Origin of the sequence: Sphingomonas sp. KRR8 (assembly GCF_023559245.1) — a bacterium.
Lineage (GTDB): Bacteria > Pseudomonadota > Alphaproteobacteria > Sphingomonadales > Sphingomonadaceae > Sphingomicrobium.
In genome coordinates this window covers 2,018,408-2,041,647 of sequence record NZ_CP097462.1, presented here as the reverse complement: position 1 = coordinate 2,041,647, position 23,240 = coordinate 2,018,408, and the positions used below count along the sequence as shown (strand labels likewise).

General features: G+C 67.1%; 25 protein-coding genes. 19 read left to right on the top strand and 6 right to left on the bottom strand.

The window, feature by feature from the left end; genetic code table 11:
• The first annotated feature begins 27 nt into the window (after positions 1 to 27).
• The gene (gene ribB / locus M8312_RS10240) at positions 28 to 1,314 is read left to right on the top strand and encodes a 3,4-dihydroxy-2-butanone-4-phosphate synthase (RefSeq protein WP_250117595.1); all 1,287 of its coding nucleotides are present in this window, start codon (positions 28 to 30) and stop codon (positions 1,312 to 1,314) included.
• Positions 1,314 to 1,727, top strand: a complete 414-nt coding sequence (ribH, locus tag M8312_RS10235; RefSeq protein ID WP_250117594.1) for a 6,7-dimethyl-8-ribityllumazine synthase — start codon at positions 1,314 to 1,316, stop codon at positions 1,725 to 1,727. Before ribB ends, ribH begins: the two co-directional genes overlap by 1 nt.
• On the opposite strand, the gene M8312_RS10230 is transcribed toward ribH, so the two are convergent.
• Together M8312_RS10230 and M8312_RS10225 are read right to left on the bottom strand one after the other, a co-directional pair.
• A complete protein-coding gene (locus M8312_RS10230) occupies positions 1,724 to 2,407 on the bottom strand; it encodes an SOUL family heme-binding protein (RefSeq protein ID WP_250117593.1) in 684 nt (227 codons plus the stop codon). The genes ribH and M8312_RS10230 overlap by 4 nt on opposite strands.
• Positions 2,408 to 2,423: 16 nt before the next feature.
• The gene (locus M8312_RS10225) at positions 2,424 to 3,512 is read right to left on the bottom strand and encodes an alkene reductase (RefSeq protein WP_250117592.1); all 1,089 of its coding nucleotides are present in this window, start codon (positions 3,510 to 3,512) and stop codon (positions 2,424 to 2,426) included.
• Positions 3,513 to 3,631: 119 nt separating this feature from the next.
• On the opposite strand from M8312_RS10225, the gene M8312_RS10220 reads away from it, so the two are divergent.
• The 5 genes from M8312_RS10220 (at position 3,632) to ssb (ending at position 7,922) form a co-directional block, all read left to right on the top strand.
• Positions 3,632 to 4,510, top strand: coding sequence for a DMT family transporter (locus M8312_RS10220; protein ID WP_250117591.1), 879 nt, complete (start codon positions 3,632 to 3,634; stop codon positions 4,508 to 4,510).
• Between the two features lie 6 nt (positions 4,511 to 4,516).
• A complete protein-coding gene (locus tag M8312_RS10215) occupies positions 4,517 to 5,170 on the top strand; it encodes a COQ9 family protein (RefSeq protein WP_250117590.1) in 654 nt (217 codons plus the stop codon).
• Between the two features lie 84 nt (positions 5,171 to 5,254).
• Positions 5,255 to 5,527 (top strand): FeoA family protein, encoded by a 273-nt coding sequence (locus M8312_RS10210; protein ID WP_250117589.1) that lies wholly within the window; start codon positions 5,255 to 5,257, stop codon positions 5,525 to 5,527.
• A gap of 13 nt (positions 5,528 to 5,540) precedes the next feature.
• Positions 5,541 to 7,376 carry a ferrous iron transporter B gene (gene feoB / locus M8312_RS10205; RefSeq protein WP_250117588.1) on the top strand — a complete coding sequence of 612 codons (1,836 nt, stop codon included), beginning with the start codon at positions 5,541 to 5,543 and terminating at the stop codon, positions 7,374 to 7,376.
• A gap of 30 nt (positions 7,377 to 7,406) precedes the next feature.
• Positions 7,407 to 7,922 carry a single-stranded DNA-binding protein gene (ssb, locus tag M8312_RS10200; protein WP_250117587.1) on the top strand — a complete coding sequence of 172 codons (516 nt, stop codon included), beginning with the start codon at positions 7,407 to 7,409 and terminating at the stop codon, positions 7,920 to 7,922.
• Positions 7,923 to 7,931: 9 nt separating this feature from the next.
• Here the strand turns inward: ssb and M8312_RS10195 are convergent, their stop codons facing one another.
• Together M8312_RS10195 and M8312_RS10190 are read right to left on the bottom strand one after the other, a co-directional pair.
• Entirely contained in the window at positions 7,932 to 8,438 is a 507-nt protein-coding gene (locus tag M8312_RS10195) for a YceD family protein (protein ID WP_250117586.1), read from the bottom strand.
• Positions 8,435 to 8,947 (bottom strand): ubiquinol-cytochrome C chaperone family protein, encoded by a 513-nt coding sequence (locus M8312_RS10190; RefSeq protein WP_250117585.1) that lies wholly within the window; start codon positions 8,945 to 8,947, stop codon positions 8,435 to 8,437. The genes M8312_RS10195 and M8312_RS10190 overlap by 4 nt, the downstream gene beginning before the upstream one ends.
• A 136-nt stretch (positions 8,948 to 9,083) precedes the next feature.
• Between M8312_RS10190 and M8312_RS10185 the strand changes: the two genes are divergently transcribed.
• From M8312_RS10185 to M8312_RS10175, 3 genes are read left to right on the top strand one after another with little or no spacing between them, the layout of a single operon-like run.
• A complete protein-coding gene (locus tag M8312_RS10185; RefSeq protein ID WP_250117584.1) occupies positions 9,084 to 9,548 on the top strand; it encodes an outer membrane protein assembly factor BamE in 465 nt (154 codons plus the stop codon).
• A 47-nt stretch (positions 9,549 to 9,595) separates the two neighbouring features.
• A complete protein-coding gene (locus M8312_RS10180; RefSeq protein WP_250117583.1) occupies positions 9,596 to 10,324 on the top strand; it encodes a tryptophan 2,3-dioxygenase in 729 nt (242 codons plus the stop codon).
• Complete coding sequence (locus M8312_RS10175; protein ID WP_250117582.1) at positions 10,321 to 11,481, top strand: aminotransferase class V-fold PLP-dependent enzyme; 1,161 nt, start codon at positions 10,321 to 10,323, stop codon at positions 11,479 to 11,481. Before M8312_RS10180 ends, M8312_RS10175 begins: the two co-directional genes overlap by 4 nt.
• On the opposite strand, the gene M8312_RS10170 is transcribed toward M8312_RS10175, so the two are convergent.
• Complete coding sequence (locus tag M8312_RS10170) at positions 11,478 to 12,143, bottom strand: TetR/AcrR family transcriptional regulator (protein ID WP_250117581.1); 666 nt, start codon at positions 12,141 to 12,143, stop codon at positions 11,478 to 11,480. The genes M8312_RS10175 and M8312_RS10170 overlap by 4 nt on opposite strands.
• A gap of 128 nt (positions 12,144 to 12,271) precedes the next feature.
• On the opposite strand from M8312_RS10170, the gene M8312_RS10165 reads away from it, so the two are divergent.
• Together M8312_RS10165 and M8312_RS10160 are read left to right on the top strand one after the other, a co-directional pair.
• Positions 12,272 to 14,779 carry a TonB-dependent receptor gene (locus M8312_RS10165; RefSeq protein ID WP_250117580.1) on the top strand — a complete coding sequence of 836 codons (2,508 nt, stop codon included), beginning with the start codon at positions 12,272 to 12,274 and terminating at the stop codon, positions 14,777 to 14,779.
• 55 nt (positions 14,780 to 14,834) lie between these two features.
• On the top strand, positions 14,835 to 16,106 hold the full coding sequence (locus tag M8312_RS10160) for a spinster family MFS transporter (RefSeq protein ID WP_250117579.1): 1,272 nt from the start codon (positions 14,835 to 14,837) through the stop codon (positions 16,104 to 16,106).
• 128 nt (positions 16,107 to 16,234) lie between these two features.
• Here the strand turns inward: M8312_RS10160 and M8312_RS10155 are convergent, their stop codons facing one another.
• A complete protein-coding gene (locus M8312_RS10155; protein WP_250117578.1) occupies positions 16,235 to 16,639 on the bottom strand; it encodes a hypothetical protein in 405 nt (134 codons plus the stop codon).
• Positions 16,640 to 16,714: 75 nt separating this feature from the next.
• Here M8312_RS10155 and M8312_RS10150 point away from each other — a divergent pair, with 75 nt between their 5' ends.
• The 7 genes from M8312_RS10150 to recF all read left to right on the top strand — a co-directional run bounded on the left by M8312_RS10150 (position 16,715) and on the right by recF (position 23,127).
• On the top strand, positions 16,715 to 17,338 hold the full coding sequence (locus M8312_RS10150) for a hypothetical protein (protein WP_250117577.1): 624 nt from the start codon (positions 16,715 to 16,717) through the stop codon (positions 17,336 to 17,338).
• Between the two features lie 54 nt (positions 17,339 to 17,392).
• The gene (locus tag M8312_RS10145) at positions 17,393 to 17,938 is read left to right on the top strand and encodes a fasciclin domain-containing protein (protein WP_250117576.1); all 546 of its coding nucleotides are present in this window, start codon (positions 17,393 to 17,395) and stop codon (positions 17,936 to 17,938) included.
• 121 nt (positions 17,939 to 18,059) lie between these two features.
• A complete protein-coding gene (locus M8312_RS10140; RefSeq protein WP_250117575.1) occupies positions 18,060 to 19,109 on the top strand; it encodes an Hpt domain-containing protein in 1,050 nt (349 codons plus the stop codon).
• A 136-nt stretch (positions 19,110 to 19,245) separates the two neighbouring features.
• Positions 19,246 to 20,349, top strand: coding sequence for a DNA polymerase III subunit beta (gene dnaN / locus M8312_RS10135; protein ID WP_250117574.1), 1,104 nt, complete (start codon positions 19,246 to 19,248; stop codon positions 20,347 to 20,349).
• A 24-nt stretch (positions 20,350 to 20,373) separates the two neighbouring features.
• Positions 20,374 to 21,120 (top strand): lysozyme inhibitor LprI family protein, encoded by a 747-nt coding sequence (locus tag M8312_RS10130; protein WP_250117573.1) that lies wholly within the window; start codon positions 20,374 to 20,376, stop codon positions 21,118 to 21,120.
• A complete protein-coding gene (locus M8312_RS10125) occupies positions 21,117 to 22,070 on the top strand; it encodes a septation protein IspZ (RefSeq protein WP_250117572.1) in 954 nt (317 codons plus the stop codon). The genes M8312_RS10130 and M8312_RS10125 overlap by 4 nt, the downstream gene beginning before the upstream one ends.
• Before the next feature lies 1 nt (position 22,071).
• The gene (gene recF, locus M8312_RS10120; RefSeq protein ID WP_250117571.1) at positions 22,072 to 23,127 is read left to right on the top strand and encodes a DNA replication/repair protein RecF; all 1,056 of its coding nucleotides are present in this window, start codon (positions 22,072 to 22,074) and stop codon (positions 23,125 to 23,127) included.
• Positions 23,128 to 23,240: the final 113 nt, after the last annotated feature.

The following is a 23,240-nucleotide window of genomic DNA, read 5'->3' as shown; positions in this document are numbered from 1 at the left end:
CACATTGCAATGTGATATGGCGTTGCCATGTCCACTAGTCTGATCGATCGCCTCAACGCCATCATCGATACCGGCGAGGTCAGCCGCGCCGGCCTTGCCCGTGCCGCCGGCCTTCACCCCAACTCGCTCCGCAAGCTCGGCTCGCCCGACTGGAATCCAACTGCCGACACGCTCGGGCGGCTGGAACGGTTGCTCAAACGCGGGACGACCGAGGTGCTGGTCGGGGCAGAGCAGATCATCGACGAGGCGCGCAACGGGCGCATGTTCATCCTCGTCGACGACGACGACCGCGAGAATGAAGGCGATCTGGTCATTCCCGCGCAAATGGCCACGCCCGACGCGATCAACTTCATGGCCCGCCACGGCCGAGGGCTGATCTGCCTCGCACTGACCGCCGATCGGGTGGAGCAGCTGCAGCTCCCGCTGATGGCACGCAAGAACGGCACTCGGCATGAAACCGCCTTTACAGTCTCGATCGAGGCACGCACCGGCGTGACCACCGGCATCAGCGCCGCCGATCGCGCGCGCACCGTTGCTGTCGCGATTGACAGCTCCAATGACGCCGATGCGCTGGTGAGCCCGGGCCACGTCTTCCCACTGGTGGCGCGGGCTGGTGGCGTGCTGGTGCGTGCGGGTCATACGGAAGCGGCGGTCGACGTGTCGCGGCTGGCCGGCCTCAACCCTTCCGGCGTCATCTGTGAGATCATGAACGAGGACGGGACCATGGCCCGCCTCGACGAACTGATCGACTTCGCACGCCAGCACGGGCTGAAGATCGGTACCATCCGCGACCTTATCGCCTACCGCCTGAAGAAGGATAACATGGTGGAGCGCGTGGCAGAGACTGGCTTCGCCTCGCGTAGCGGCGCCAATTGGCAGGCACAGGTCTTTCGCGACAAGTCGACCGGCGCCGAGCAGCTCGCCCTAGTGCTGGGGCCACTGGACGTCACTCAGCCCGTGCTGGTGCGGATGCACAGCCTCGACCTGTTCGCCGACGTGCTCGGCGAGCCTGGTGAGCGGGCCGGCCTGCTCCACGGGGCAATGCAGATGATCGAAAGCGAGGGATCCGGCGTCATCGTCGCTCTTCACGCCGCCGCGCCGGGTTCGCTCAGCCGTTCCGCCGACCGCCGCGCCGGCAAGGACGTCGAAGAAGGCGAGATGCTTCGCAGCTACGGCGTCGGTGCGCAAATCCTGGCCGCGCTGGGCATTCACGACATGGTCCTGTTGTCCAACACGCGCCACCAGCCGGTGGGCCTGTCCGGCTACGGCCTGTCGATCGTCGAGGAACGCTGCATTCCCATGGAGAATCGTTGATGGCCCGCGTCCTGATTGTCGAGGCGCGCTACTATGCGCACCTGAACGACATGCTGCTGAGCGGCGCACAGGCCGCGCTGGCCGGGCATGAGGTCGAGGTACTGACGGTGCCGGGCGCGCTCGAGGTGCCTGGCGCCATCGCCCTTGCCGCCGACAGCAACCGCTTTGACGCGTTCGTCGCGCTTGGCGTGGTGATCCGGGGGGAGACATATCACTTCGAGATCGTCGCCGGCGAAAGCGCGTGCGGGATCATGGCGCTGACCATGGACGGGGTCGCGATCGGCAACGGCATCCTGACGACCGAGAACGAAGCGCAGGCGATTGCCCGCGCCGATCCCTCACAAGGGGACAAGGGTGGCGACGCCGCCCGAGCCGCGCTGGCGTTGCTCGCGGTCAAGGAGCAATTCGTCTAGCCGAGCGCCAGCAGCACCTCGTTGCGCCGCAGCGGCGGCGGGATCATCGGTGAGTTATAGAAGGCATATTCGGGTTCGACCTGAAGCGCTTTCTCGCCGTGCCGCTCGAGCCAGCCGCGAAGCGCATCTTCATGCTCGGCCAGCCGGTCGTCGTCCGCCACTCCCGAAAATTGCACGGCACCGACCCGTCGCTCCGCGAGCTCCACGATACTGATGCCGTCAGGCGGCGGCGGGAGGTCGCCGCTGCTTCGCCCCTCCGGCATGACAAAGCGGACGCGCCACCCGCCCTCGACCGCATCGTCGAACACCGGCGGGTCGCTGGCCATGGGATTGCCCCCATCGACGAGCACCGGTGCGGTCATCGGCAGCTTCTCGCCATCGCGCGACTTGGCGAAGATGTAGTCGGCGAGGCGGCGGAAGCCTTCTCGCAAGGCTTGCTTGCGCTCGCCGTGCACCACCGTCTCGGCGACGGTCATTGCCTTGTAGGCCCGGATCTCGAAGTTCTTCTCGCTCGCCAGAACTCGATACTCGGGCTGCGGCGTTGCTTTCTCCTGCAGGACGTAGGCGATGCCCAAACCGACCAGCGCGCCGCCGGCAAGCGCCGCGCCTGCTTTCCAGTTGATTGCAAGGCGCGGCGTTGGCCGCTTCTTCGATGAGGTCTTACCGCCGGTCTTTGTCATGCAGCGAGTAACAGGTTCAGGCGGCCTGCTGTTCCGCCAGCACCGGATAGTCGGTGTAGCCCTCGGGGCCGCTCGAATATAGCGTGGGAACGTCCGGCACCTGCAGGGGGGCATCCTGCGCCAGACGTGCGACCAGGTCGGGGTTGGCGATGAACGGTCGCCCAAAGCTGATCGCGTCGGCCACGCCCTCCTTCAGACGCGCTTCGGCGCTGTGATGGACATAGTCGCTGTTGAGGATGATCGCGCCCTTGAACAGCGGCCGGATCAGCGGGCTCACCGGCGCAATCTCCGTCGCCGCGAAGGTCGATTGGGGACCGGGCTCGCGCAGCTCGATGCTGGCGATGCCAAGATCGGCAAGCGCCTGACCGGCAGCGGTGAACAGCGCGTGCGGGTCACTGTCGTCGCAGCCCTGGACTTCGCCGTTCGGGCTAAGGCGTACGTGGGTGCGGCCGGCTCCGACTTCGCCGGCCAGCGCGGCCGTGACCTCGCGCAACAGGCGCACCCGATTATCGATGGAGCCACCGTAATCGTCGTCGCGGTGATTGGTCCCGTCGCGCAGAAATTGATCGATCAGATAACCGTTGGCGCCGTGCAGCTGCACGCCGTCGAAGCCGCCGGCCATCGCATTGCGCGCCGCCCGGACGTAATCGTCGGTGATCCGCTTTATGTCGTCGAGCGTCGCCGCGCGGGCCTCCTCATACGGCTTTTTGCCCTCGTAGGTGTGGGCCTTGTGCGGCGCGGTGGTTGCGCTGGCGGACACCGGCTGCCCGCCACCCAGGTCCGGGTGGACCAGCCGGCCCATGTGCCACAGTTGCGCGATGATCCGGCCGCCGGCCGCGTGCACCGCGTCGGTGACGATCTTCCACCCCTCGACCTGGGCCTCGTTCCACAATCCCGGCGCATTGGGCCAGCCGAGCCCTTCGCGGCTGATCCCGGTCGCTTCGGAGATGATCAATCCCGCGTCCGCCCGCTGCGAATAATATTCGGCCATCAGCGGATTGGGCACGCCCTCGCGCCCGGCGCGGCCGCGGGTCAGCGGCGCCATCACGATACGGTTGGGCAGGGTCAGCGCCCCGAGCGTCAGGGGATCGAACAGATTGGCCATGCAAAGCTTCCTCTTGGTGTAGGTGCGTCGACCCTGGCGGGGCGAGCCGCAGATAGGCACTCATCCGCCGGGCACAATAAGGAACCTTGCGGCACGAGCATCAGCGGCTAGGACGCGCCGTGGTCCACGCTCCGATCCGCCCCCGCGCCTTTGTCGCCCTGCTGCTCGGCAATGTCGCGCTGGCCTTCGGGCCCTGGCTAGTCCGCTTGTCCGGAGTGGGACCCGCCAGCGCGGGCTTGTGGCGGCTGCTGCTCGCCGTGCCGTTCCTTTGGGTGCTGGCCGTGCTGATGAAGCAGCGGCCGCACTGGCCCAGCACCGCCATGGTTGGTGCGATTGCGGTCGCCGCCTTCTTCTTCGCCGCTGACTTGGCCGCCTGGCATGCCGGCATTCACCTCACCAAGCTCGGCAACGCCACTCTGTTCGGCAATGTCGCGAGCTTCGCCTTCGCCGGCTGGGGCCTGTGGATCGCGCGGGCGTGGCCGACCCGGCTGCAGGCGTCAGCGCTCATCTTGGCCCTGCTCGGCACCGTGCTGCTGATGGTGCGCAGCGCCGAACTCAGCGCCGCGTATCTCCACGGCGATCTGCTCTCTTTGCTGGCTGGCCTGCTCTACACCGGCTACCTGATCGGGGTGGAGCGGATCCGCGGCACACTTCAGCCGCTTCCCGTCCTGATCCTCGCCAGCCTGTTCGGCGCCGCTTACCTGCTGCCGCTGGCGCTGCTCACGGGCGAGCAGATTATCCCGGCCGACTGGACGGGCGTGCTGCTGCTGGCACTGGGCAGCCAGGTAATCGGCCAGGGACTGCTGGTCTATGCGTTGGGCGAGGTGCCGCCACTGGTGGTCGGCCTGGCCCTGCTCACCCAGCCCGGGGTGTCAGCCCTGGTCGGCTGGCTGGTCTACGGCGAGCGGCTCACCTTGCTCGACTTCATCGGCGCGGGGGCAATTGCGGTGGCGCTGGTGCTGGTGCGCTTGCGTCCACGCAGCGCCAGTCCCAGTTAGGGCGCCATGGACGAGATCACTCCGCTTGAGCGCATCCGCCGGCAGCTGGCCCTCTCGGTCGGCGAGAATGCCGTGTTCGACGGCTGGACAGGCACGGCGGTGGACGCCGCTGCTGACGCCCACGGCATCACCCGCGAACAGGCGCGGCTGGCCATGCCCAAGGATGCGGTCGGCTTGATCGACCTCTACGGCCAGGCGATCGATCGCGAGCTGACCGCCGCCTTCCCGCCCGAGCGGATCGCCGCGATGAAGATCCGCGCGCGCATCCGTGAGTTGCTGTGGGCGCGCATTCAGTTGCAGGCACCGGCCAAGGAAGCGGTCCGCCGCGCCCTTGCGACCCTGGCCATGCCGCAGAACCTGGCTGCCGCAGCGCGTCTGTCGTGGCGCACCACCGACCACATCTGGCGGCTCGCTGGCGACACCGCCACCGACTACAACCACTTCACCAAGCGGCTGACGCTGGGGGCGGTCTATGGCTCGACCCTTCTGGCCTGGCTGCAGGACGAAACGGAGGACAGCGTGGCGACTGCTGCCTTCCTGGACCGGCGGATCGACGAGGTGATGCGATTCGAGCAGTTCAAGGCGCGCTGGAGAGATGGATCGGAGCGCCGGCCCAGCCTCACCCGGTTTGTCGCCCGACTGCGCTACCCGCCCCGCTGAGGCGGAATTGATCCATATCATTGTTGCGACTCATTAGCGTTTTCACTTTACGCGCTCTATCGTTATTGATAATCAGTCGCAGCAATGACGCTCCACCAGCCCGCCACGAGCTTCTCGCTCCCTCTGGACCAGCTTCCGCTGGGCGGCCGTGGCCGAGTCGAGATCGTCGACTGGTCCGCGCTGGATGAGAGCGACGCCTGTCGGCTGAAGCACTTCGGTTTCGACGAAGGCGTAATGGTAGAGCCGCTGCACTCGGGTCCGGTCAGCCGTGATCCGCTGGCGGTGCGGGTGGGCCGGATGACGGTCGCGATCCGCCGGACTCACGCCCGCGCCATCCGAGTCGTTCCGGGCGCCTGACGGACCCTCACTCGTGAACCCCGCACCACTCGTCGCGGTGGTCGGCAATCCGAACGCCGGCAAGAGCGCCCTGTTCAACGCCTTGACCGGCGCGCGCCAGAAGGTCGGCAATTACCCCGGCGTCACTGTTGAGCGGAAAAGCGGACGAACCACCTTCGCCGACGGCCGCCCGGTCGAACTGGTCGACCTGCCCGGCGCTTACGGTCTCGATCCGTCGAGCCCCGATGAGGCGGTCACCCGCGACGTGCTGCTAGGCCGCTTCGCCGGCGAGCGGCGGCCAGATGCGCTGCTGATCGTGGTGGACGCCTCCAACCTCGACAATCACCTTCGCTTCGCCCTCCAGCTCATCGCCCTCGGCCTGCCGACGGTCGTCGCCTTGAATATGATCGACATGGCGCGGCGCGACGGGCTTGAGATCAGCGCGGAGCGCCTGTCCGGACTGCTCGGCGTGCCGGTGATCGAAACCGTGGCCGTCCGGCGCAAGGGCATCGACCAGGTCCGCCAGACGCTTCACGACACCATCGCCGCGCCGCGCCGCCTTCCTGCCGATCCGCCCCGCGATGTCAGTCGCGAGGCACGGCGGATCGCGCTCGGGGCGGTCGTCAATGAAACTCCCACGCGCCGCTGGACCCACCAGCTCGACCGCGTGCTGCTGCACCCCGTCGCCGGGCCGATCATCCTGACGCTGGTCATGTTCACCATGTTTCAGGCGGTGTTCGCCTGGTCGGAGGCACCGATCGGCTGGATTCAAAGCGGCATGTCGGCCTTGAGCGACGCAGTCGCCGCGGCGCTTCCCGCGGGAGCGCTGCGCTCTCTGCTGGTCGACGGAGTGATCGCGGGCGTCGGATCGGTAGTCACCTTCCTGCCGCAGATCCTGATCCTGTTCCTGTTCATCCTGCTCCTCGAAGGCACCGGCTACATGGTCCGCGCCGCCTTCCTCATGGATCGGCTGATGAGCCGCGCCGGCCTGTCGGGCCGTGCCTTCATTCCCTTGCTATCGAGCTTCGCCTGTGCGGTTCCCGGCATCATGGCCACGCGGACGATCGACAATGAGAAGGACCGGCTGACCACCATCCTGGTTGCGCCCCTGATGACCTGTTCGGCCCGGCTGCCGGTCTACACGCTGATCATCGCTGCCTTCATTCCGCACCGGGACGTGCTGCCCGGGATTGGTCTGCAGGGAGTGGTGATGTTCTGCCTCTACTTAGCCGGCATCGTGGGCGCGCTCGGGGTCGCGCTGGTGCTTCGCCGAACGGTTGCCAAGGGCCGCTCCAGCAGCTTCATGATGGAGCTGCCGAAATATCAGATGCCCGCGCTCAAGGACATTGCGCTTGGGCTGTGGCAGCGTGCCGTTATCTTCCTCAAGCGCGCCGGCGGGATCATCCTGTTCACCACGGTGATCCTGTGGGCACTGGCCAGCTTTCCCCAGGCCGGTCCGGGCCAGAAGCAGAGCGAGGTGTCGATCGCCGGCAAGATAGCCAGCGGGATCAAGGTCGTGGTCAAGCCGATCGGCTTCAATCATGACATTTCGCTGGCGCTGCTCCCCGCCATGGCCGCGCGCGAAGTGGCGGTCAGCGCGATTGCCACCGTTTATGCTCTGGACCAAAGCGACGACCAGCAACTGCAGAAAACCCTGGCGGAACGGCTCGGCGGCGCCTGGCCACTGCCGACCGCGCTCGCCTTCCTCGCGTGGTTCGTGTTCGCGCCGCAGTGCATCTCGACCATCGCGGTTACCCGCCGCGAGACAAACGGGTGGAAGTGGCCTCTGTTCATGGTCAGCTACATGTTCGCGCTGGCATATGCGGCGGCAGGCCTGACCTACTGGACGGCGGTCGCGCTCGGCCTATAGCTGCTCCTCAAGAGAAGGAGTCGAAGGCACATGGCGGGCGTCAACAAGGTCATCATCGTCGGAAATCTGGGCGCTGACCCGGAAAGCCGCAGCTTTTCCAACGGCGGCGAGGTAGTAAACCTGCGGGTTGCGACCTCGGACACCTGGAAGGACCGGGACGGCAACCGCCAGGAAAAGACCGAGTGGCACTCGGTCGCCATCTTCAACGAGAACCTCGGCCGCGTCGCCAAGAGCTACCTGAAGAAGGGCAGCAAGGTGTACCTCGAAGGCCAGCTTCAGACCCGCAAGTGGCAGGATCAGAACGGAGCCGACCGCTATTCGACCGAGATCGTGCTCGGCAAGTTCCGTGGTGAGCTGGTGCTGCTCGACGCCCGTGAAGGCGGCGGCGGTGCTGTCGGCGGTCGCGGCAGCGGCGGCTATGACGACGGCGGCTTCGGCTCCGGAGGCTACAGCGGCGGCGGCGCACGAAGCAGCGGCGCCAGCTCCGGCTCCCGCCCGCAACCCGCGGCGTTCGACACCGACCTCGACGACGACGTTCCGTTCTAAGGGAGGAGGCTAACCCTTCTTGAGCGCAGCCAGCGCAGCGAAGGGGCCAGCCTGCTCTTCCGTCAGTACGCCAGCTTCGCGCAGTGCGTCGTCGGCGCCGGGCGCGCGCGGATAAGGATCAAGGCTCAGCGCCAGCGTGTCGGCCAGGGCGGCGCCCAGGTCGATCGCCGCGCCGTCGTGGAACACCACGTCGCAATCCACGTCGCTCAGTTCGATGTCGCTGTCGGGGGCCACGGTCGGCTCCGGCTTGAACAGGATGTCGAACGGCTCGTCGACATGCACCGGTAGCGGAACGTCCGTCGCCACGCAGCGCTGCTCCAAGACACCGCGCAACCGCCCGTGCGCCCGCACCTGTTCATCTTTCCGCTCCAGCGCGACATGCGCCTCCAGCCGCTCAAGCGAGGCGAGGTCGAGTCGCTGGACGATGGCGGCGCGCTCCGCCGGATCGGCGGTCAGGTCGAGCCGAAGTCCGTCGCGCACCCGGTTCAGCGGCATGGTTTCGCTGAACGCGCTCATGGCAGCTGCCCCGCGATCAGCCTCTCGTCGCTGCTGCCCTCCAGGGCGGCCCAGAACTCACGCAGCCGCCGCTCCACGAATTCCAGCGCATCCGCGTTGGGCGCGGCACCGCGGAAGACGCTGCGCTCGGCCACGGCCGACCAGCTCTCCGCCCCGTCAATCGCCCGCCGCCACGCACCCACGCGACCGCCAAGCGCTCCGACGAGCCCGCCGACCTTCTTGCCCATGACCGGGTCGCCGGTGCCAAGCTGGCGATGCTGGGCGTCCATGTCGGCCACGAACGCCTCGGCCAGCGAGACGCTGACCAGGCGCGCCTGCTCGCCCCCGCGCTCCAGGCGGATGTCGATCAGCGCGAGCAGGGTCGCAAGCATCGAGAACCGCCCCTCCAGCGTGTCCGGCACTTCGCCCGCGATGAACCAGTCGCGGCCCCGCGCCTTGGCAACGGCCGCCGAATAGAGCGTCTGCGCGATCGGCTCTTCCCGCCGGAACAGCCGCATCAGGGAGGCCATGTTCGTCATCCTTCGTTCAGCCGGCAGGCGGCAGGGACCCCAAGGCTTGCGCCGTGGGCGAGGGGAGGGATATTGAGCCCGACGCCCATCCGTGCAAGGCCGCTCGCCTCAACGCCGGTAACAACTCAAGGTTTTCATGATCCGCACCACCAGCCTCGCCGTTGCCGCCGCCGTCCTGCTTGCAGGCTGTTCGTCGGTTGGTACCCGCGAGAACAAGGGCTTCATCCTCGACAAGGAGCTCGTTTCGGCGATCCAGGTCGGCGTGGACAACAAGGACTCGGTGGCGAAGACGCTCGGCCGGCCGAGCTTCACCAGCGAGTTCAACGATAACGAATGGTATTACGTGCAGCGGCAGACGAGCACCGTTGCTTTCCGGCTGCCCCGGGTGCGCGAACAGACCGTGTTGCGAATCCGCTTCGATCAGGCCGGCAATGTCGCCTCGATCGACAAGACCGGCCGTGAGCAGATCGCCAGCATCAAACCGTACGGAAAGCAAACGCCGACCCTCGGCCGTCGCAAGAGCTTCTTCGAGGATGTGTTCGGCGGCATCGGCGTGGTCGGCGCCGGCGGTCCCGGCGCTGGCGACGACCAGGGCCAGTAAGCCCGGCCGGGGGTGATCGCGGCCCCCTTTTCGCCTAAGCGGGTGGCATGACCGCAACGCCCGCCGGCATGACCTATGCCGATTACCTGCACCTGCCCCAACTTCTCTCGGCGCAGCAGCCGCTGTCGTCGCTCCACGACGAGTTGCTGTTCATCGTCATTCACCAGACGAAAGAACTGTGGCTCAAGCAGATGCTGCATGAGGTCTCGCTGGCAATCTCGCTGATCGCCGAGAACCGCTTCGCCGAAGCCTACAAGGCGCTGGCGCGGGTCAGTCGGATCCAGTCGGTGATGACGCTGTCGTGGGACGTGCTCGCGACGCTCACCCCCGTCGACTACAGTCGCTTCCGCGATGTGCTTGGGACCTCGTCGGGTTTCCAGTCGGCCCAGTTCCGTGAACTCGAGTATCGGTTCGGGATCAAGGATCCCCGCTTCCTCGACTACCATCGGGGCGAGGACCGGACGCGGCTAGAATCGGCGCTTGCCGCGCCAAGCCTATGGGACGTGTGCGACCAAGCACGCCGGCGGGCGGGGGCCGACAGCTGGCTTGCGGTGTACCAGGACGCCGACCGCTGGTTCGACCTCTACGAGATGGCGGAGAAGCTGGTCGATATCGACGATGCGCTGGCCGGCTGGCGGCACAAGCATGTCCTCACGGTCGAGCGGATCATTGGCGGCAAGACCGGGACCGGCGGCTCTGCCGGCGTCGCCTACCTCCAATCGACCCTCTCGAAGCGCGCCTTTCCGGAGCTATGGAAGCTGCGGACGGAGTTGTGAGCTTCAAGCATCTCTTTTCGCGCGCGCTCGGCGCTGCGCCCGGGCGGCTGCATATGGCGGCGCACAGTCATCATCTGTGGCCGGACGCCAGTCGCGACGGGCAGATCGAGTGCTGGGACGATGCTGCCCGGCTTGCGGACCGCAAATGGGACAAGGTCATGGGCGAGGTCTGGCCCGCGGCGCAGGCAGAGGTGGCCGCCGAAATCGGCAGTGCTCGTCCTGACGCGATCGTGTTCGCCGCCAATACCCATGACTTCCTGATCCGGATCGCCGCCGCCTGTCCGCGGCAGGCGTGGCGTCCACTGCGCATTCTCACGACGGACGGCGAATTCCACAGCGCCAGGCGCCAGTTTCGGCGGTGGATGGAAACAGGCGAGGTGGCGCTGAAGATCATCCCGGCCGAACCGTTCGACACGTTGGGCGAGCGATTCCTGACGGCAGCGGGTTGCCAGCCGTTCGACCTCATCCTCGTCAGCCAGCTTCTGTTCGGCAGCGGACGCCTGTTCGACGACCTCGCGCCGTTGGCCAAGCTGGCATCGCCGGATGGTCCTTGGGTGGTGGTCGACGGCTATCATAGCTTCATGGCGGTGGAAGCGCCGCTGCCCGCCACTATCGCCGACCGATTGTTCTATCTCGGCGGCGGCTACAAATATGCGATGTCCGGTGAGGGCATGGGGCTGCTTCATGCCCCGCCCGGGTTCGGCCCGCGACCACCGATCACCGGCTGGTATGCCGAGTTCGAGGATCTGACGCTGGCGCCGGGCATGATCGGCTACGCCCCTGACGCCATGCGGTTCATGGGTGCGACGTTCGATCCCAGCGCGCTCTATCGCTTCCTTGCGGTGCGGCGCATGCTTGCCGCCGAGGGGCTGAGCACAGCGACGATCAGCGCGCACGTCGCCGGCCTGCAGGCCAGACTGCTCGATGCGATTTCAGTTACCCCGCTCGCGAGCGCCGAACTGCTCAACCCGCTGGACGGCGGACCGCACGCGCGTTTCCTCGCCTTCCGCTCACCCCAGGCTGCAGCCTGGCAGGAGGCGCTGATGGAGCGGCAATGCGTTACCGACGTGCGCGGCGACGTTCTTCGAATCGGCCTTGGCCTCTATCACGACGCGGCTGACGTGGACCGCTTCGCCCACCTCGCCAAGTCGCTCTAGCGGACACCCAGCCCTTCACGGATCAGCCGATTGGCCGCGGCGGCGACCCGCTGCGGATCCTCGTCGCCCCACACGCCGAAGCGAAGACCCAGGAAGACGTTGGCGCCCATCAGCGCCCATGCGCGCACTTCCCGGTCGAGCTGGTCCACTTCCGGCGTCGTCTCGCCGCGCTCGGCGGCGGCGTGGAGCCGGCGGGCAATGCGGTCGGCGGTGGTCACATAATGCTGGCGAAAGCCGACCGGGTCGACGAACTCCGCCTCGTCGATGATTCGGTAGACCGCCTTGTTCTCGCGCACGAAGCCGAGGAACGCGCCAAGCGCACGCCGTTCGGCGTCGAGCGCGTCCGTTGAACCCGCAACGCTCGGCGCCACGGTGTCCCGGACCTGCTCCGACATGTCGCGGACCAGCGCGCGGAACACCGCCTCCTTGCTGTCGAAGTAAGTGTAGAAGGTGCCCAGCGCGACCTTGGCGCGGGCGGTGATCGCCACGATCGAGGTCTCGCCGAACCCGCGCTCACCGAACTCGTGGCGTGCCGCGTTGAGGATCTTGCGCAAGGTCCGTTCCCCGCGCGCCGTGCGGGGCGCCTTGCCATCGCTGGCGTAGCGGCTGTCCGCGCCTTCGTCCGCGACCGTGGTGCTGTCGGGCGTGTCAGCCTCGCTCAAAGTTGCTCCCCCTTTCGCCACCCCTTGCCAAGCAAGTTGAAAGGTGGTTCAACTTTCAGTAACAAGCAAGGCATTGCGGCGCAACCGGGAGGACACTGGGGCGGGCCGCTTGCAAGGGGGAGTTCACCATGTCGCTTACTCGTTCGACCGGTCACCTGTTCGGAACCGTGGCCTTGACCGCCCTGCTGCCCGCTGCCGCTCTGGCACAGGCCGCTCCGGCGGATCCTGCTGTCGCCCCGGCCGCACCCCCGCCGGCAATGGCTGAAGCACCCGCCGGTCAGAACGATGCCGCGACGCAGGGCAAGCCGGCAACCGGCAGCGACAACGACATCGTCGTGACCGCCCGGCGCCGGACCGAACTGCTGCAGAACGTGCCGATCGCCGTCAGCGCTTACTCGGGTGAGCAGCTTAGCCGCCGCGGCGCGATCGACATTTCCGATATTGCTCAAACCACCCCCAACGTCACCTTTCAGACATCGCGCGGCACCAACAGCACCCTGACCGCCTTTATCCGCGGCGTCGGTCAGCAGGACCCCGTTGCCGGCTTCGAAGGCGGTGTCGGCCTCTATCTGGACGACGTCTACCTGAACCGCCCGCAAGGCGCATTGCTCGACATCTACGACGTGGAGCGGATCGAGGTGCTTCGTGGGCCTCAGGGCACGCTGTATGGCCGCAACACCATCGGTGGCGCGATCAAGTACGTCACGCGCCGTCTGTCGAGCCAGCCGTCGATGGAGATCCGCGGCAACCTCGGCACCTACAGCCAGGCCGACCTCATCGTCTCGGGCTCTGTCCCGCTGACGAACTCGTTGCGGATCGGCGCCGCTGCTGCGCGCCTGTCGCGCGGCGGGTTCGGCAAGAATCTCACCACCGGTCAGGAAAACTACAACAAGGACATCATCGCCACCCGCGGCACCGTTGAGCTCGATCCCGGGGCCGGCGCCTTCTTCCGCCTGACCGGCGACTACACCTGGGACAACAGCAACACTCGCGGCGGCCACCGCCTGATCACCAGCAGGCTTACCAACACGCCCGTGCTCTCGAACGTGTTCGACAGCCAAGGCGCCCTCGTCCTGCCCAAGCAGAAGGTAACCGGCGGCGGGCTAAGCCTGACCGGAGAGCTGCCGCTTGGCGAGGGTCTGAAGCTTCGCTCCATCACCGCATGGCGCAAGGACAAGAGCAGCACGCCGATCGACTTCGACGCGCTGCCCGCGATCGACGTCGACGTGCCCGCCATCTACCGCAACCGCCAGTTCAGCCAGGAAGGCCAGCTGCTGATCGACCGCGGGCGACTGAGCGGCCTACTCGGTGCCTATTATCTCAACGCTCGCGCTCGCAACATTTTCGACGTCGTGCTCGGCACGACGGGTCCGCTGATCGGCGTGCCGGGCTTTGACGCCTCGACCTTTGGCGACGTGCACACCAAGACCTGGGCCGTGTTCGGTGACTTCAGCTACAAGTTCACCGACCAGTTCTCTCTCTCGCTGGGTGGCCGTTTCACCAATGACAAGCGCCAGGCGGTTGTCATTCGCCGTAACGTGCTGAACGGACCGCTGCCAGAACTCGGCGGAAACGGCGTGGCATTCGCCACGACCTCCAACTTCGCGGGCGAGAAGACCTTCAAGCAGTTCACCCCGCGCGCCTCGCTCAGCTTCATGCCCAACCCCGACAACACGCTTTATGTAAGCTGGTCGAAGGGCTTCAAGGGTGGTGGCTTCGACCCGCGCGGCCTGTCCACGGCAGCGCCCGACCTCAACGGCAATGGCGTGCGTGAGCCGAACGAGATCTTCGACTACTTCCTGTTCGATCCGGAAAAGGTCACCAGCTACGAAGCCGGGTACAAGGCGTCGCTGTTCGACCGCCGCCTGCGGATCGCCGCCGACGTTTTCCACGCCCGCTACAAGGATGTCCAGGTGCCCGGGTCGGCCGGCGCCGTCATCAACGGCGTCCCGACGTTCGTCGGTGTCACCACCAACGCTGGCCGCGCTCGCTTCAACGGCGTGGAGGTCGAGGCGACCGCCACCGTCGCCCGCGACTTCGCCGGTGTGGGCTCGCGCATCAACCTCGGCGGAACGCTTGGCTACATCGATGCCAAGTATCAGGAGTTCGTGGCCAACATCGCCGCTTACACCGCGACTGGCGCTCCCTCGCCGACCACGCTTGGCGGTCCGGTCGACGTGGCTGCCTTCCGCAAGCTGCAGAACACGCCCAAGTGGACCAACTCGGCCTCGCTCGACTTCGCGCTGCCGACCGGCGGCGGAACGGTCAGCGGAAATGCCACCGTATCGTACCGCAGCAAGACCTATCGGTTCGAGATCCCGAGCCCCTATCTCGACCAGAAGGGCTATGCCCTGTTCGATGCGAACCTGCAGTATCAGTTCGGCAAGGTGACGCTGGGCATCCACGGCCGCAACCTTCTGAACAAGAAGTATCAGACCGGCGGATACCAGTTCCTCACCATCAATCCGGTGACGGGGGAGCCGGTGCTGTCGGTGGCGCCGAGACTGGCGAACGGCTCACCGAACCCGAACTTCAATGTCCCAGGCATTGCACCCTCGCTTGGCCGTGAGGGGGTGGTCACGGCATTCTACGGATCGCCGCGGCAGATCTTCGCCTCGTTCGACGTCAAGTTCTAAGCCTCCTCGGCCGGGGCGCTTGGCATTGCCGGCGCCCCGTGCCACCCCTCGCCCGATGCAGCAGGTCTCCACCGCCCCGTCGCCGGCCCGCAATCCCAATCTGGTGCTGGCCTTCCTGCTGTTCGCCTACATATTGAACTTCCTCGACCGGCAGATTCTCGGCATCCTCGCCGCACCGATCAAGGCGGACCTTCACCTCAGCGACACGCAATTCGGCGCCGTCGGCGGTCTCGCTTTCGCCTTGCTCTACTCGGTTCTCGGCGTGCCGCTCTCCAATCTTGCCGACCGCACCAGCCGCAGCTGGGTCGTGACTGGCTCGCTGGCCGTGTGGAGCGGCTTCACGGCACTGTGCGGCACTGCATCCGGCTTTCTCCAGCTGTTCCTGTTCCGCCTTGGCGTTGGCGTTGGAGAGGCGGGCGGCGTTGCTCCGTCCTATGCGCTGATCGCCGACTATTTCCCGCCGGAGAAGCGCGGCCGGGCGATGGGCATCTACTCGCTTGGCGTACCGATCGGGCTCGGCCTCGGCACCCTGGTCGGCGCCTATATTGCGCAGCTGATCAACTGGCGCGCGGCCTTCCTGATCATGGGCGTCGCGGGCCTGATCCTTGCGCCGCTGCTCAAGTGGATGGTCAAAGACCGTCCGCGCGCCGCAACCGAAGCGCACGTGCCTGTCGGCCTGGGAGCGGTGGCGCGGGTGGTCGCGCGCAAGCCGAGCTTCTGGCTGATGGCCTTCGCCTCTTCCTGCTCATCGCTGTGCGGCTATGGCCTTGCCCTTTGGACGCCCTCCGTCCTGATGCGCAGCTATGACCTCAGCCTCATCCAAGCCGGTCAGTTCATGGGCTCCCTGTTGCTGATCGGAGGCGTGGTCGGCGTCATTGCCGGCGGCCTGCTGGCCGACCGTCTCGGCCGTTTCGACAGGCGCTGGTATGCGCGACTGCCCGCGCTCGCCTGGCTGATCACAGCACCGACCTTCTTCTTCGGACTGCTCAGTCCGAGCCTGTGGATCGCGTGGCCGCTGCTGCTCATTCCGAACGCGCTCAACATCCTGTGGCTCGGGCCGGTCACCACCGCCGTGCAGCACCTGGTCGAGCGGCCGATGCGGGCCACCGCTTCCGCCTACTTCCTGCTCATCAACAATCTGGTCGGGCTGGGCGTCGGTCCGGTCCTGATCGGTGGCATCTCCGAAGCGCTCAAGGCGAAATACGGTCTTGAGTCGCTCCGTTACGCGGCGGTGGGAGTGCTCGGCTTCTACCTCGTCGCAGCGGCCCTGATGGCGCTTGCCATTCGCGGGCTTCAGCGCGACTGGGTCGACGACCAGCCCGCCTGACAGCCGCACCTGTGTCGTCCACCCGACACAGCCACGGAACAGCTCGCTGCCCAGGTCGTTGGAAACTCCCGAAAAGGAGAGTTTTCATGCGCGCGTTCTTGCTTGGGGTCGGGGCGGCGGCCCTGGCCCTAGGGGCCCCATTGGCGGCTGTTGGTCCAGGCGGAGGTCATGGCGGCGGCGGTGACAAGGGCGGCGGTCAGGGCGGCGGCGGTCCCCCAGGCGGCGGCCAAGGCCATGGCAGGGGCGGTGGCGGCGGCCCTCCGGCGGAACATGGCGGTGGCGGTGGTCCGAAGTCCGAGCGCGGCGGTGGCCCGGGGATGCACCAGTGGGCGCCCCGGCAGCGCGCCGAGGCTCGCCCGCATCGCGGACCGGAACAGCGTCAAGCAAGGGCTGAGCGCCATCACGGGCCCGAACGCCGGGCGAGAGCCGAACACCAGGCGAGACCCGAACGTCAGGCCAGGCGCGCGCCAGAGCAGCGCGGCGGACCGCCGCAGCGGGTCGAGCGCCGGGCGGAACGCGGCGGGAGCGTCCATCGTGATGCGCCGTCGCCGGTATTCGACGCTCGCGTCCCCGATCGCCGCGACCAGGCCGCTTACTATGGCAACCCGGTGCGGATTGACGGCTGTCCCCCCGGGCTGGCGGCCAAGAACAACGGCTGCTTGCCGCCTGGGCAGGCGCGTAAATGGATCGGCCAGCGCGCTCCGGCGGCGCTTGCAACCAGCCTGCTGCCGGTCGCCTACCGAAGCTGGTATCCGGACAACGGCGATTACCTTTATCGCGAGCAGGATGGACTGATCTACCGCGTCGCTCGCTCGACCAACCTCGTGGACGGCTATGCTCCGCTGTTCGGCTACGGTCCGGATTATTATCCCGACTACTATCCCGCGGGCGAAGCCTATCCGTCGGATTACGTGAGCTTCTATAACGTGCCGCTGCCGTATCAGCGTTACTACACGGACGCCGGCAATGACCTCTACCGCTATGGCGACGGAGGCATTTACCAAGTGGACCGCTCCACCGGGCTGGTCGACTCGATCGTCGCGCTGCTTGCTGGCGATCTGTCGATGGGCCAGCCTCTGCCCCCGGGCTACGACGTCTACAACGTGCCGTACCAATATCGCGATCGCTATGCCGATTCCGCCGACGAATGGTACCGCTACAACGACGGCTATATCTACCAGGTCGATCCCAAGACCCGCCTGATCACGGCGGTGATCGAAGCGCTGGTCTGACGCATGACAGGCGCGTGCCGTGGTCGCGTGTCCGCCGTACAGGGAGAAGCAGGAATGACGATCCGATCCGCGCTGCTGATCGTGGCGACCGCCGGTCTGGCCGCCTGCGGCGCCAGCAAGGACGATAACGCGACCCGAAACGTCGCCGCCACCCCGGCGCGGCCGGCCGCTGCCAAGGGTACGCTGGCCGACGGGCTCGGTAAGTCCGAAAACGCCCGCTTCGACGCTGCCGTGAAGGCGGCTGGCATGGCACCCGTGTTCAAGGGACCTGGTCCGTACACCGTGTTCGTCCCGACGGACGCCGCGCTCGCCGGCCAAGGCAATGTCAGCGACAAGTCGGCCCTCACCAAGCTCATCAGCGCGCATGTCCTCCCCGGCACGATCCTGGCCGAGGACATCGGCCACGCGATCGACGCCAATCACGGCAAGGCCCTGCTCAAGACCATGGCCGGCGATACGCTGACGGCAACTCGCGAAGGAGATCGGATCAAGCTCGCCAGCCCTGGCGGCGGCACTGCAACCATCACCGCGGGGAACGAGGTCTATGGCAACGGTGTGATCCATCATGTCGACGCCGTCCTGGCGCCAGGCGGCAAATAAACAGTCCGAAACGGGTTGGACCTGGCCCTTATCAGCGCTGGGGAGCTCCAGGATGGATGCGATCTGCGAACTGTCGCGGAACAAAGACAGCTAGAACGATTCTGCTCGGGTCAGGAGAAACATGTCGCCTTTCCCTTTTGGTCGGCGCTGGCTGATCGCCGCGTCCGCTGCTCCGATATTGCTGGCCGGACTGCTGCTCAGTCCGTGGCGCGCTGTTGACGCGCGGTTCACCTCGCCTGCCGTGCCTGTCATGGTTGCCGGGCTCGTCACGCTTCTCTTCGTGAAACATGGCGACCAGGCCCGTCTGATCGCCGGCCTGAGGCAGAGCGAGCAGCGCTTGCGCAGTGTCGCCGATGCTTCGGAGAGCGGCATTCTCCTTTTCACGGCGGACGGTTGGCTGACCTTCACCAACGGCCGGTGGGCGGAGTTGACCGGAACCATTCTCAGCCCCCCCAACGGCAGGCGGTGGTTGGAGGGGTTCGGCTCGGCCGACCGCGGCCGCCTGCTGGAGGCCTGGCGCCACAGCCTCGCAACCGGGCAGCGGGTCGAGCTGCGGCTGCCGTATCGCCGAGCTGACGCGACCGAAGGGCTGGCCGACGTCTCGATGCATTTCGAAGGCGGCCATGAAGACGATCCTGCGCACCTTGTCGTCCGGCTTACCGACCGCAGCATCGTAAGCCCTGCGGAGGCGCAGCCGATCGACCGGCAGCAGCTGCACCCACCGTTGGCCGCTCAGAGCAGGACCGTCGTCGTTCCCCTCGGCGGTGACGGGACGCAGCACCAGCAGCCCCGCGCCAAGGCGGTCGGCGATTTCGATCGAGAACGCCTGGCCGAGTTGCGCGCGGTGCTGGGTCCGGACCGCATCAACCAACTCCTGAGCCTGTTCGGCCGCGAACTCGCGGCACGGCCGGCCACCATCCGCGACGCGATCGGACGCAGTGACCTCGCCGCCGCGGCGAGCGAGGCGCACAGCCTCAGGGGCGCCGCTCTTTCGATCGGTGGCCGTTCGGTCGGCCATGCCGCGGCCGTGATCGAGGACGTGCTGGTGGTTCCCGCTCCGCGCCAGGCCGAGCGGCTGCACGACTCCCTGCGTGAGCTGGACCGGGCGGTGGCCTCGACCATCGCCGTCCTCCCGCAGGAATTGGTGGCCACGCCGGCGCGGGCCGCCTGACCTCGACGCCTGGGTCGCACCCGCGGATCAAAGGCGCGCCTAGGCACTGGAACGGTCGCATCCGCTCGCTATAGTCGCTCGAACACGAGCGGTAGCGGGCGGCGTTCCAGCCGCCGCGACAAGGGGCAAGATAGCGATGAAGGCGACGATCGAACGGGCAACCCTCCTCAAGAGCCTGGGCCATGTCCAGTCGGTGGTGGAGCGGCGCAACACCATCCCGATCCTGTCCAATGTCTTGCTCGACGCGCGGGAGGACGGTTCGCTGAGGTTGATGGCGACCGATCTCGACCTGCAGGTCGACGAGATCGTGTCCGCCAACGTCGCGCAGCCCGGCGCCACCACCGTCTCGGCGCACACCTTTTTCGACATCGTCCGCAAGCTGCCCGAAGGCAGCCAGGTCGAGCTCAGCGCCGCTGACGGCAAGATGCAGGTCGTTGCCGGCCGTTCGCGCTTCAACCTGTCGACGCTGCCGCGCGATGATTTCCCGGTGATCGCCGAAGGCGAGTTGCCGACCCGCTTCGAACTGCCAGCCGCGACGCTGCGCCAGATCATCGACAAGACCCGCTTCGCCATCTCGTCGGAGGAAACCCGCTATTATCTGATGGGCATCTTCCTCCACATCGCCGACGACCAGCTGAAGGCAGCGGCGACCGACGGGCACCGGCTGGCGCGCGTCACGGTCGCTAAGCCCGACGGCGCCGATGGCATGCCCGACGTGATCGTCCCGCGTAAGTGCGTGGGTGAACTGCGCAAGCTGCTCGACGAGGTCGAGGGCACGGTCGAAGTCTCACTGAGCGCGACCAAGGTGCGCTTCGTGCTCGGCCATGCCGTGCTCACCAGCAAGCTGATCGATGGCACTTTCCCCGACTACACCCGGGTCATTCCGACCGCCAATGACAAGCTGCTGAAGCTCGACCCGAAGAGCTTCGCGGCCGGTGTGGACCGCGTCGCCACCATCGCCAGCGAGAAGACCCGCGCGGTGAAGATGGCGGTTGATCGCGACCGGGTGACCCTTTCCGTGACGTCGCCGGAGAACGGCCTCGCGACGGAAGAAGTGCCGGCCGAATACAGCGCCGAAGGGCTCGAGATCGGCTTCAATGCCCGCTACCTGCTCGACATCCTGGGCGAGATCGACGGCGACACGGTCGAGGTCCATCTCGCCGACGCGGCCGCCCCGACCCTGCTGCGTGAAAATGACAAGGCCAACGCGCTCTACGTCTTGATGCCGATGCGCGTCTGAGCCGAGGCTCGACTGGGGGTAAGGATGATCGCGCTCATGGCCTTGGCCGCGGTGGCGGGCGAACCGGCCGCCACTGCCGATGCCTGCCAATTGCGCAGCAGCTACGGCTTCCTGCGCGATCTCGCATTCTCCCGCGCGGCAGCAGCATCGCCGACCCACAGCGCCGATCTCGGCCGCCTGCGACGGGCCACCCGAGCGAACGGCGAGGATGTCCGCTCCGTATCCTATGATCCCGCCAGCGGACGCTTGGAATGCCGGGTAACCCTGCGGCTGCAATTGCCGGACAGTGCGCGACCCTATTTTGGCGGCCAGACGGTGCTGAGCGCGCCCGTGCGCTACTGGGCCGAACCGCAGCAGGAATCCGGCGGATACAGCATCATCACGGAAGGGTTGGGGCCGGTCTCCGCGGCCATCCTCGCAGCCGCGAGCCGCTTCCCGGTGGCGCCCGACTTCGGCCCGGGCGTGAGTCCACCGCCTGCTGACACCGTGCCCTCGCGGGAGCTCGAGCGTCACGACCGTAAGACCGGCTTCGACTGCCGCAACGCCGCAACGCCGGTGGAGGACCTGATCTGCGGCAACGACGCACTTGCCGAGGCCGACCGCAATCTGTCCGCACGCTATTTTGCCGCTCGGCTGGCGATGGGCTCGGCCGCCAAAGCCCGGCTGCTCGACGAGCAGCGCCGCTTCCTTGCCCGCCGGAACAAGTGCCGCGACGAGGCCTGCCTGGCGGGCCTCTACATGGCGCGTGCGGCCGAGCTGTCTAAGCGGTGACGGGCGGCTCCACCGGCACCCGCCTGTGGCTTTACCAGCGGCCGTTCACGGTCGGATTGCAGGAATGCATGGTGCTGCTGGAGGCGCGCACGACGGGGCTGGCGTCATCTCTGTGGATCGACGGTGAGCAGCAGGCTGCAGACTTCACCCCGGCCGTCGGTCCTGCCGCCGCGCGCAATCACCGCCTGGCGGCCAGTCTTGCCGACGGACGCACGATGGAGGTCGAGGCCGGTTACATCAGCTGGTGGAATGTCGCTGTCGCCGCTCGCATCGACGGCGAGCTCATCCACGAGAGCCATCCCGGCCGCCGCATCGCGTTACCCGAATCCCTCCAGAGAATGGTTTCGCAAACCACGCCCGACGGTCGCTCCGCGGTCGACCTCGGCAAGCTGCGCCGCAATCGCGTGCCGATGATCGTCGACCTTGTCACCGCACTGCTGTTCTTCGTCCTGGCCAAGCTCACGGATCTGGAGACCGCCGCGGTGGTTGGTGCCGGCGTTGGCCTCGCGCTGCTCGCCACCCAGAAGATCACCAAGGTCGACTTGCTCGGCGGGCTGGCCTTGTTCGGCGTCCTGATGCTGCTCGTCTCCGCCGGCTTTGCGATCGTCTTCCAGGACGACGAGATCATCAAGCAGCGCTCGACCATCGTCGGCCTGATCGGCGCCGCCTGCTTCCTGGGGGACGGCCTCCTCATGGGTGGCCGCCGCCTCGGTGGGGGGCTTGGCCGCTATATCGCCTATCGCGACCTCGACGAGCGCCGGCTGGCGATCGGGATGGGGCTGACTGGCATAATCATGGCGCTCGCCAACTTCGCGGTGGTCCGGCTAGCTTCCACCGACGTCTGGCTGTTCTACACGACGTTCGGCGACGTGCCGTTCAGCATGGTCCTGGTCATTGTCGCCATCCGCTGGGCGCGGAGCGGGAGCGGCGCTGAGCGCGTTGCCGCCTGACGTGCCGCTCACCCGCCTCGCCCTCACCAACGTCCGCAATTATGCCGAGCTGACTCTCACTCCCGGCCAGGGCTTCGTCTGCCTGTTCGGGGAGAATGGCGCGGGCAAGACCAACATTCTCGAAGCGGTCAGCCTGCTCGCGCCCGGACGCGGCCTTCGCGGTGCGCCGTTGAGCGAGGTGGCTCGCGGCGACGGACCGGGCGGCTTCGCGATCAGCGCACGGCTGGGCGACGTCGACCTCGGCACCGGGGCCAGCGCCGTCGCGCCCGAGCGGCGGCAGGTCCGCGTCAACGGCGCCACCGCTTCCGTCAACAGCCTGGCGGAATGGCTGTCCGTGCTATGGCTCACACCGGCCATGGACCGGTTGTTTGTTGGCAGTGCCGGCGACCGCCGCCGCTTTCTCGACCGCCTCGTCCTGGCGCTGGAGCCCGGCCACGCCCACCACGCCGCTCGCTACGAAGGCGCCATGCGCGCCCGCAACAAACTGCTCGCCGAACCCGACGGCGCCGACCCCCAGTGGCTGGCGGCGCTGGAGGCCGGAATGGCCGAGCATGGCACCGCGCTGGCCGAAGCCCGCGCCCGCACCGTCGCCGCGCTGGACGAGCGGTTGGGAACCACTCCCGACGACCTGTTCGCCCGGCCGGAGATTGCGCTCGAAGGCTGGTCCGCCGCAGATCTCTCCGCCGTCCTCCGCTCCACCCGCGCCCGTGACGCCGCCGCCGGCCGCGCCACCCAGGGACCGCACCGGCATGACCTCACCGTTACCCACCGGGCCAAGCAGCAGCCGGCCGCGCGCAGCTCCACCGGCGAGCAGAAGGCACTGCTGCTTGGCCTCGTGCTCGCCCATGCCGAGCTGGTTGCGGATCGCCGGGGCCAGCCACCCATCCTGCTCCTCGATGAAGTGGCCGCGCACCTTGATCCCGGGCGCCGGGAGGCACTCTACGCTCGTCTCGAAGGGCGCGGTCAGGTGTGGATGACCGCCACCGAGGAAGCCCTCTTTTCAGGCGTCCACGGCACCCGCTTCCGTATCAGCCAGGGCAGCGCCTTGAGTGCGTGAGTGGACAAATGCCGTCCAATCACCTACATAGCCGTTAGCGAGACGCCACATAAGCGGCGTGATCGGTCTCATCGACCGGCCCGCGTCTCGGTTTTCCCAATAAGTTCTCCACA

What these genes read in the sequence shown, in the direction of transcription:
- ribB (WP_250117595.1), top strand. Translation starts at nt 28, where the DNA reads ATGTCCACTAGTCTGATCGATCGCCTCAACGCCATCATCGATACCGGC.
- ribH (WP_250117594.1), top strand. Translation starts at nt 1,314, where the DNA reads ATGGCCCGCGTCCTGATTGTCGAGGCGCGCTACTATGCGCACCTGAAC.
- M8312_RS10230 (WP_250117593.1), bottom strand. Translation starts at nt 2,407, where the DNA reads ATGACAAAGACCGGCGGTAAGACCTCATCGAAGAAGCGGCCAACGCCG.
- M8312_RS10225 (WP_250117592.1), bottom strand. Translation starts at nt 3,512, where the DNA reads ATGGCCAATCTGTTCGATCCCCTGACGCTCGGGGCGCTGACCCTGCCC.
- M8312_RS10215 (WP_250117590.1), top strand. Translation starts at nt 4,517, where the DNA reads ATGGACGAGATCACTCCGCTTGAGCGCATCCGCCGGCAGCTGGCCCTC.
- M8312_RS10210 (WP_250117589.1), top strand. Translation starts at nt 5,255, where the DNA reads ATGACGCTCCACCAGCCCGCCACGAGCTTCTCGCTCCCTCTGGACCAG.
- ssb (WP_250117587.1), top strand. Translation starts at nt 7,407, where the DNA reads ATGGCGGGCGTCAACAAGGTCATCATCGTCGGAAATCTGGGCGCTGAC.
- M8312_RS10195 (WP_250117586.1), bottom strand. Translation starts at nt 8,438, where the DNA reads ATGAGCGCGTTCAGCGAAACCATGCCGCTGAACCGGGTGCGCGACGGA.
- M8312_RS10190 (WP_250117585.1), bottom strand. Translation starts at nt 8,947, where the DNA reads ATGGCCTCCCTGATGCGGCTGTTCCGGCGGGAAGAGCCGATCGCGCAG.
- M8312_RS10185 (WP_250117584.1), top strand. Translation starts at nt 9,084, where the DNA reads ATGATCCGCACCACCAGCCTCGCCGTTGCCGCCGCCGTCCTGCTTGCA.
- M8312_RS10180 (WP_250117583.1), top strand. Translation starts at nt 9,596, where the DNA reads ATGACCGCAACGCCCGCCGGCATGACCTATGCCGATTACCTGCACCTG.
- M8312_RS10165 (WP_250117580.1), top strand. Translation starts at nt 12,272, where the DNA reads ATGTCGCTTACTCGTTCGACCGGTCACCTGTTCGGAACCGTGGCCTTG.
- M8312_RS10160 (WP_250117579.1), top strand. Translation starts at nt 14,835, where the DNA reads ATGCAGCAGGTCTCCACCGCCCCGTCGCCGGCCCGCAATCCCAATCTG.
- M8312_RS10155 (WP_250117578.1), bottom strand. Translation starts at nt 16,639, where the DNA reads ATGGACGCTCCCGCCGCGTTCCGCCCGGCGCTCGACCCGCTGCGGCGG.
- M8312_RS10145 (WP_250117576.1), top strand. Translation starts at nt 17,393, where the DNA reads ATGACGATCCGATCCGCGCTGCTGATCGTGGCGACCGCCGGTCTGGCC.
- M8312_RS10140 (WP_250117575.1), top strand. Translation starts at nt 18,060, where the DNA reads ATGTCGCCTTTCCCTTTTGGTCGGCGCTGGCTGATCGCCGCGTCCGCT.
- dnaN (WP_250117574.1), top strand. Translation starts at nt 19,246, where the DNA reads ATGAAGGCGACGATCGAACGGGCAACCCTCCTCAAGAGCCTGGGCCAT.
- M8312_RS10130 (WP_250117573.1), top strand. Translation starts at nt 20,374, where the DNA reads ATGATCGCGCTCATGGCCTTGGCCGCGGTGGCGGGCGAACCGGCCGCC.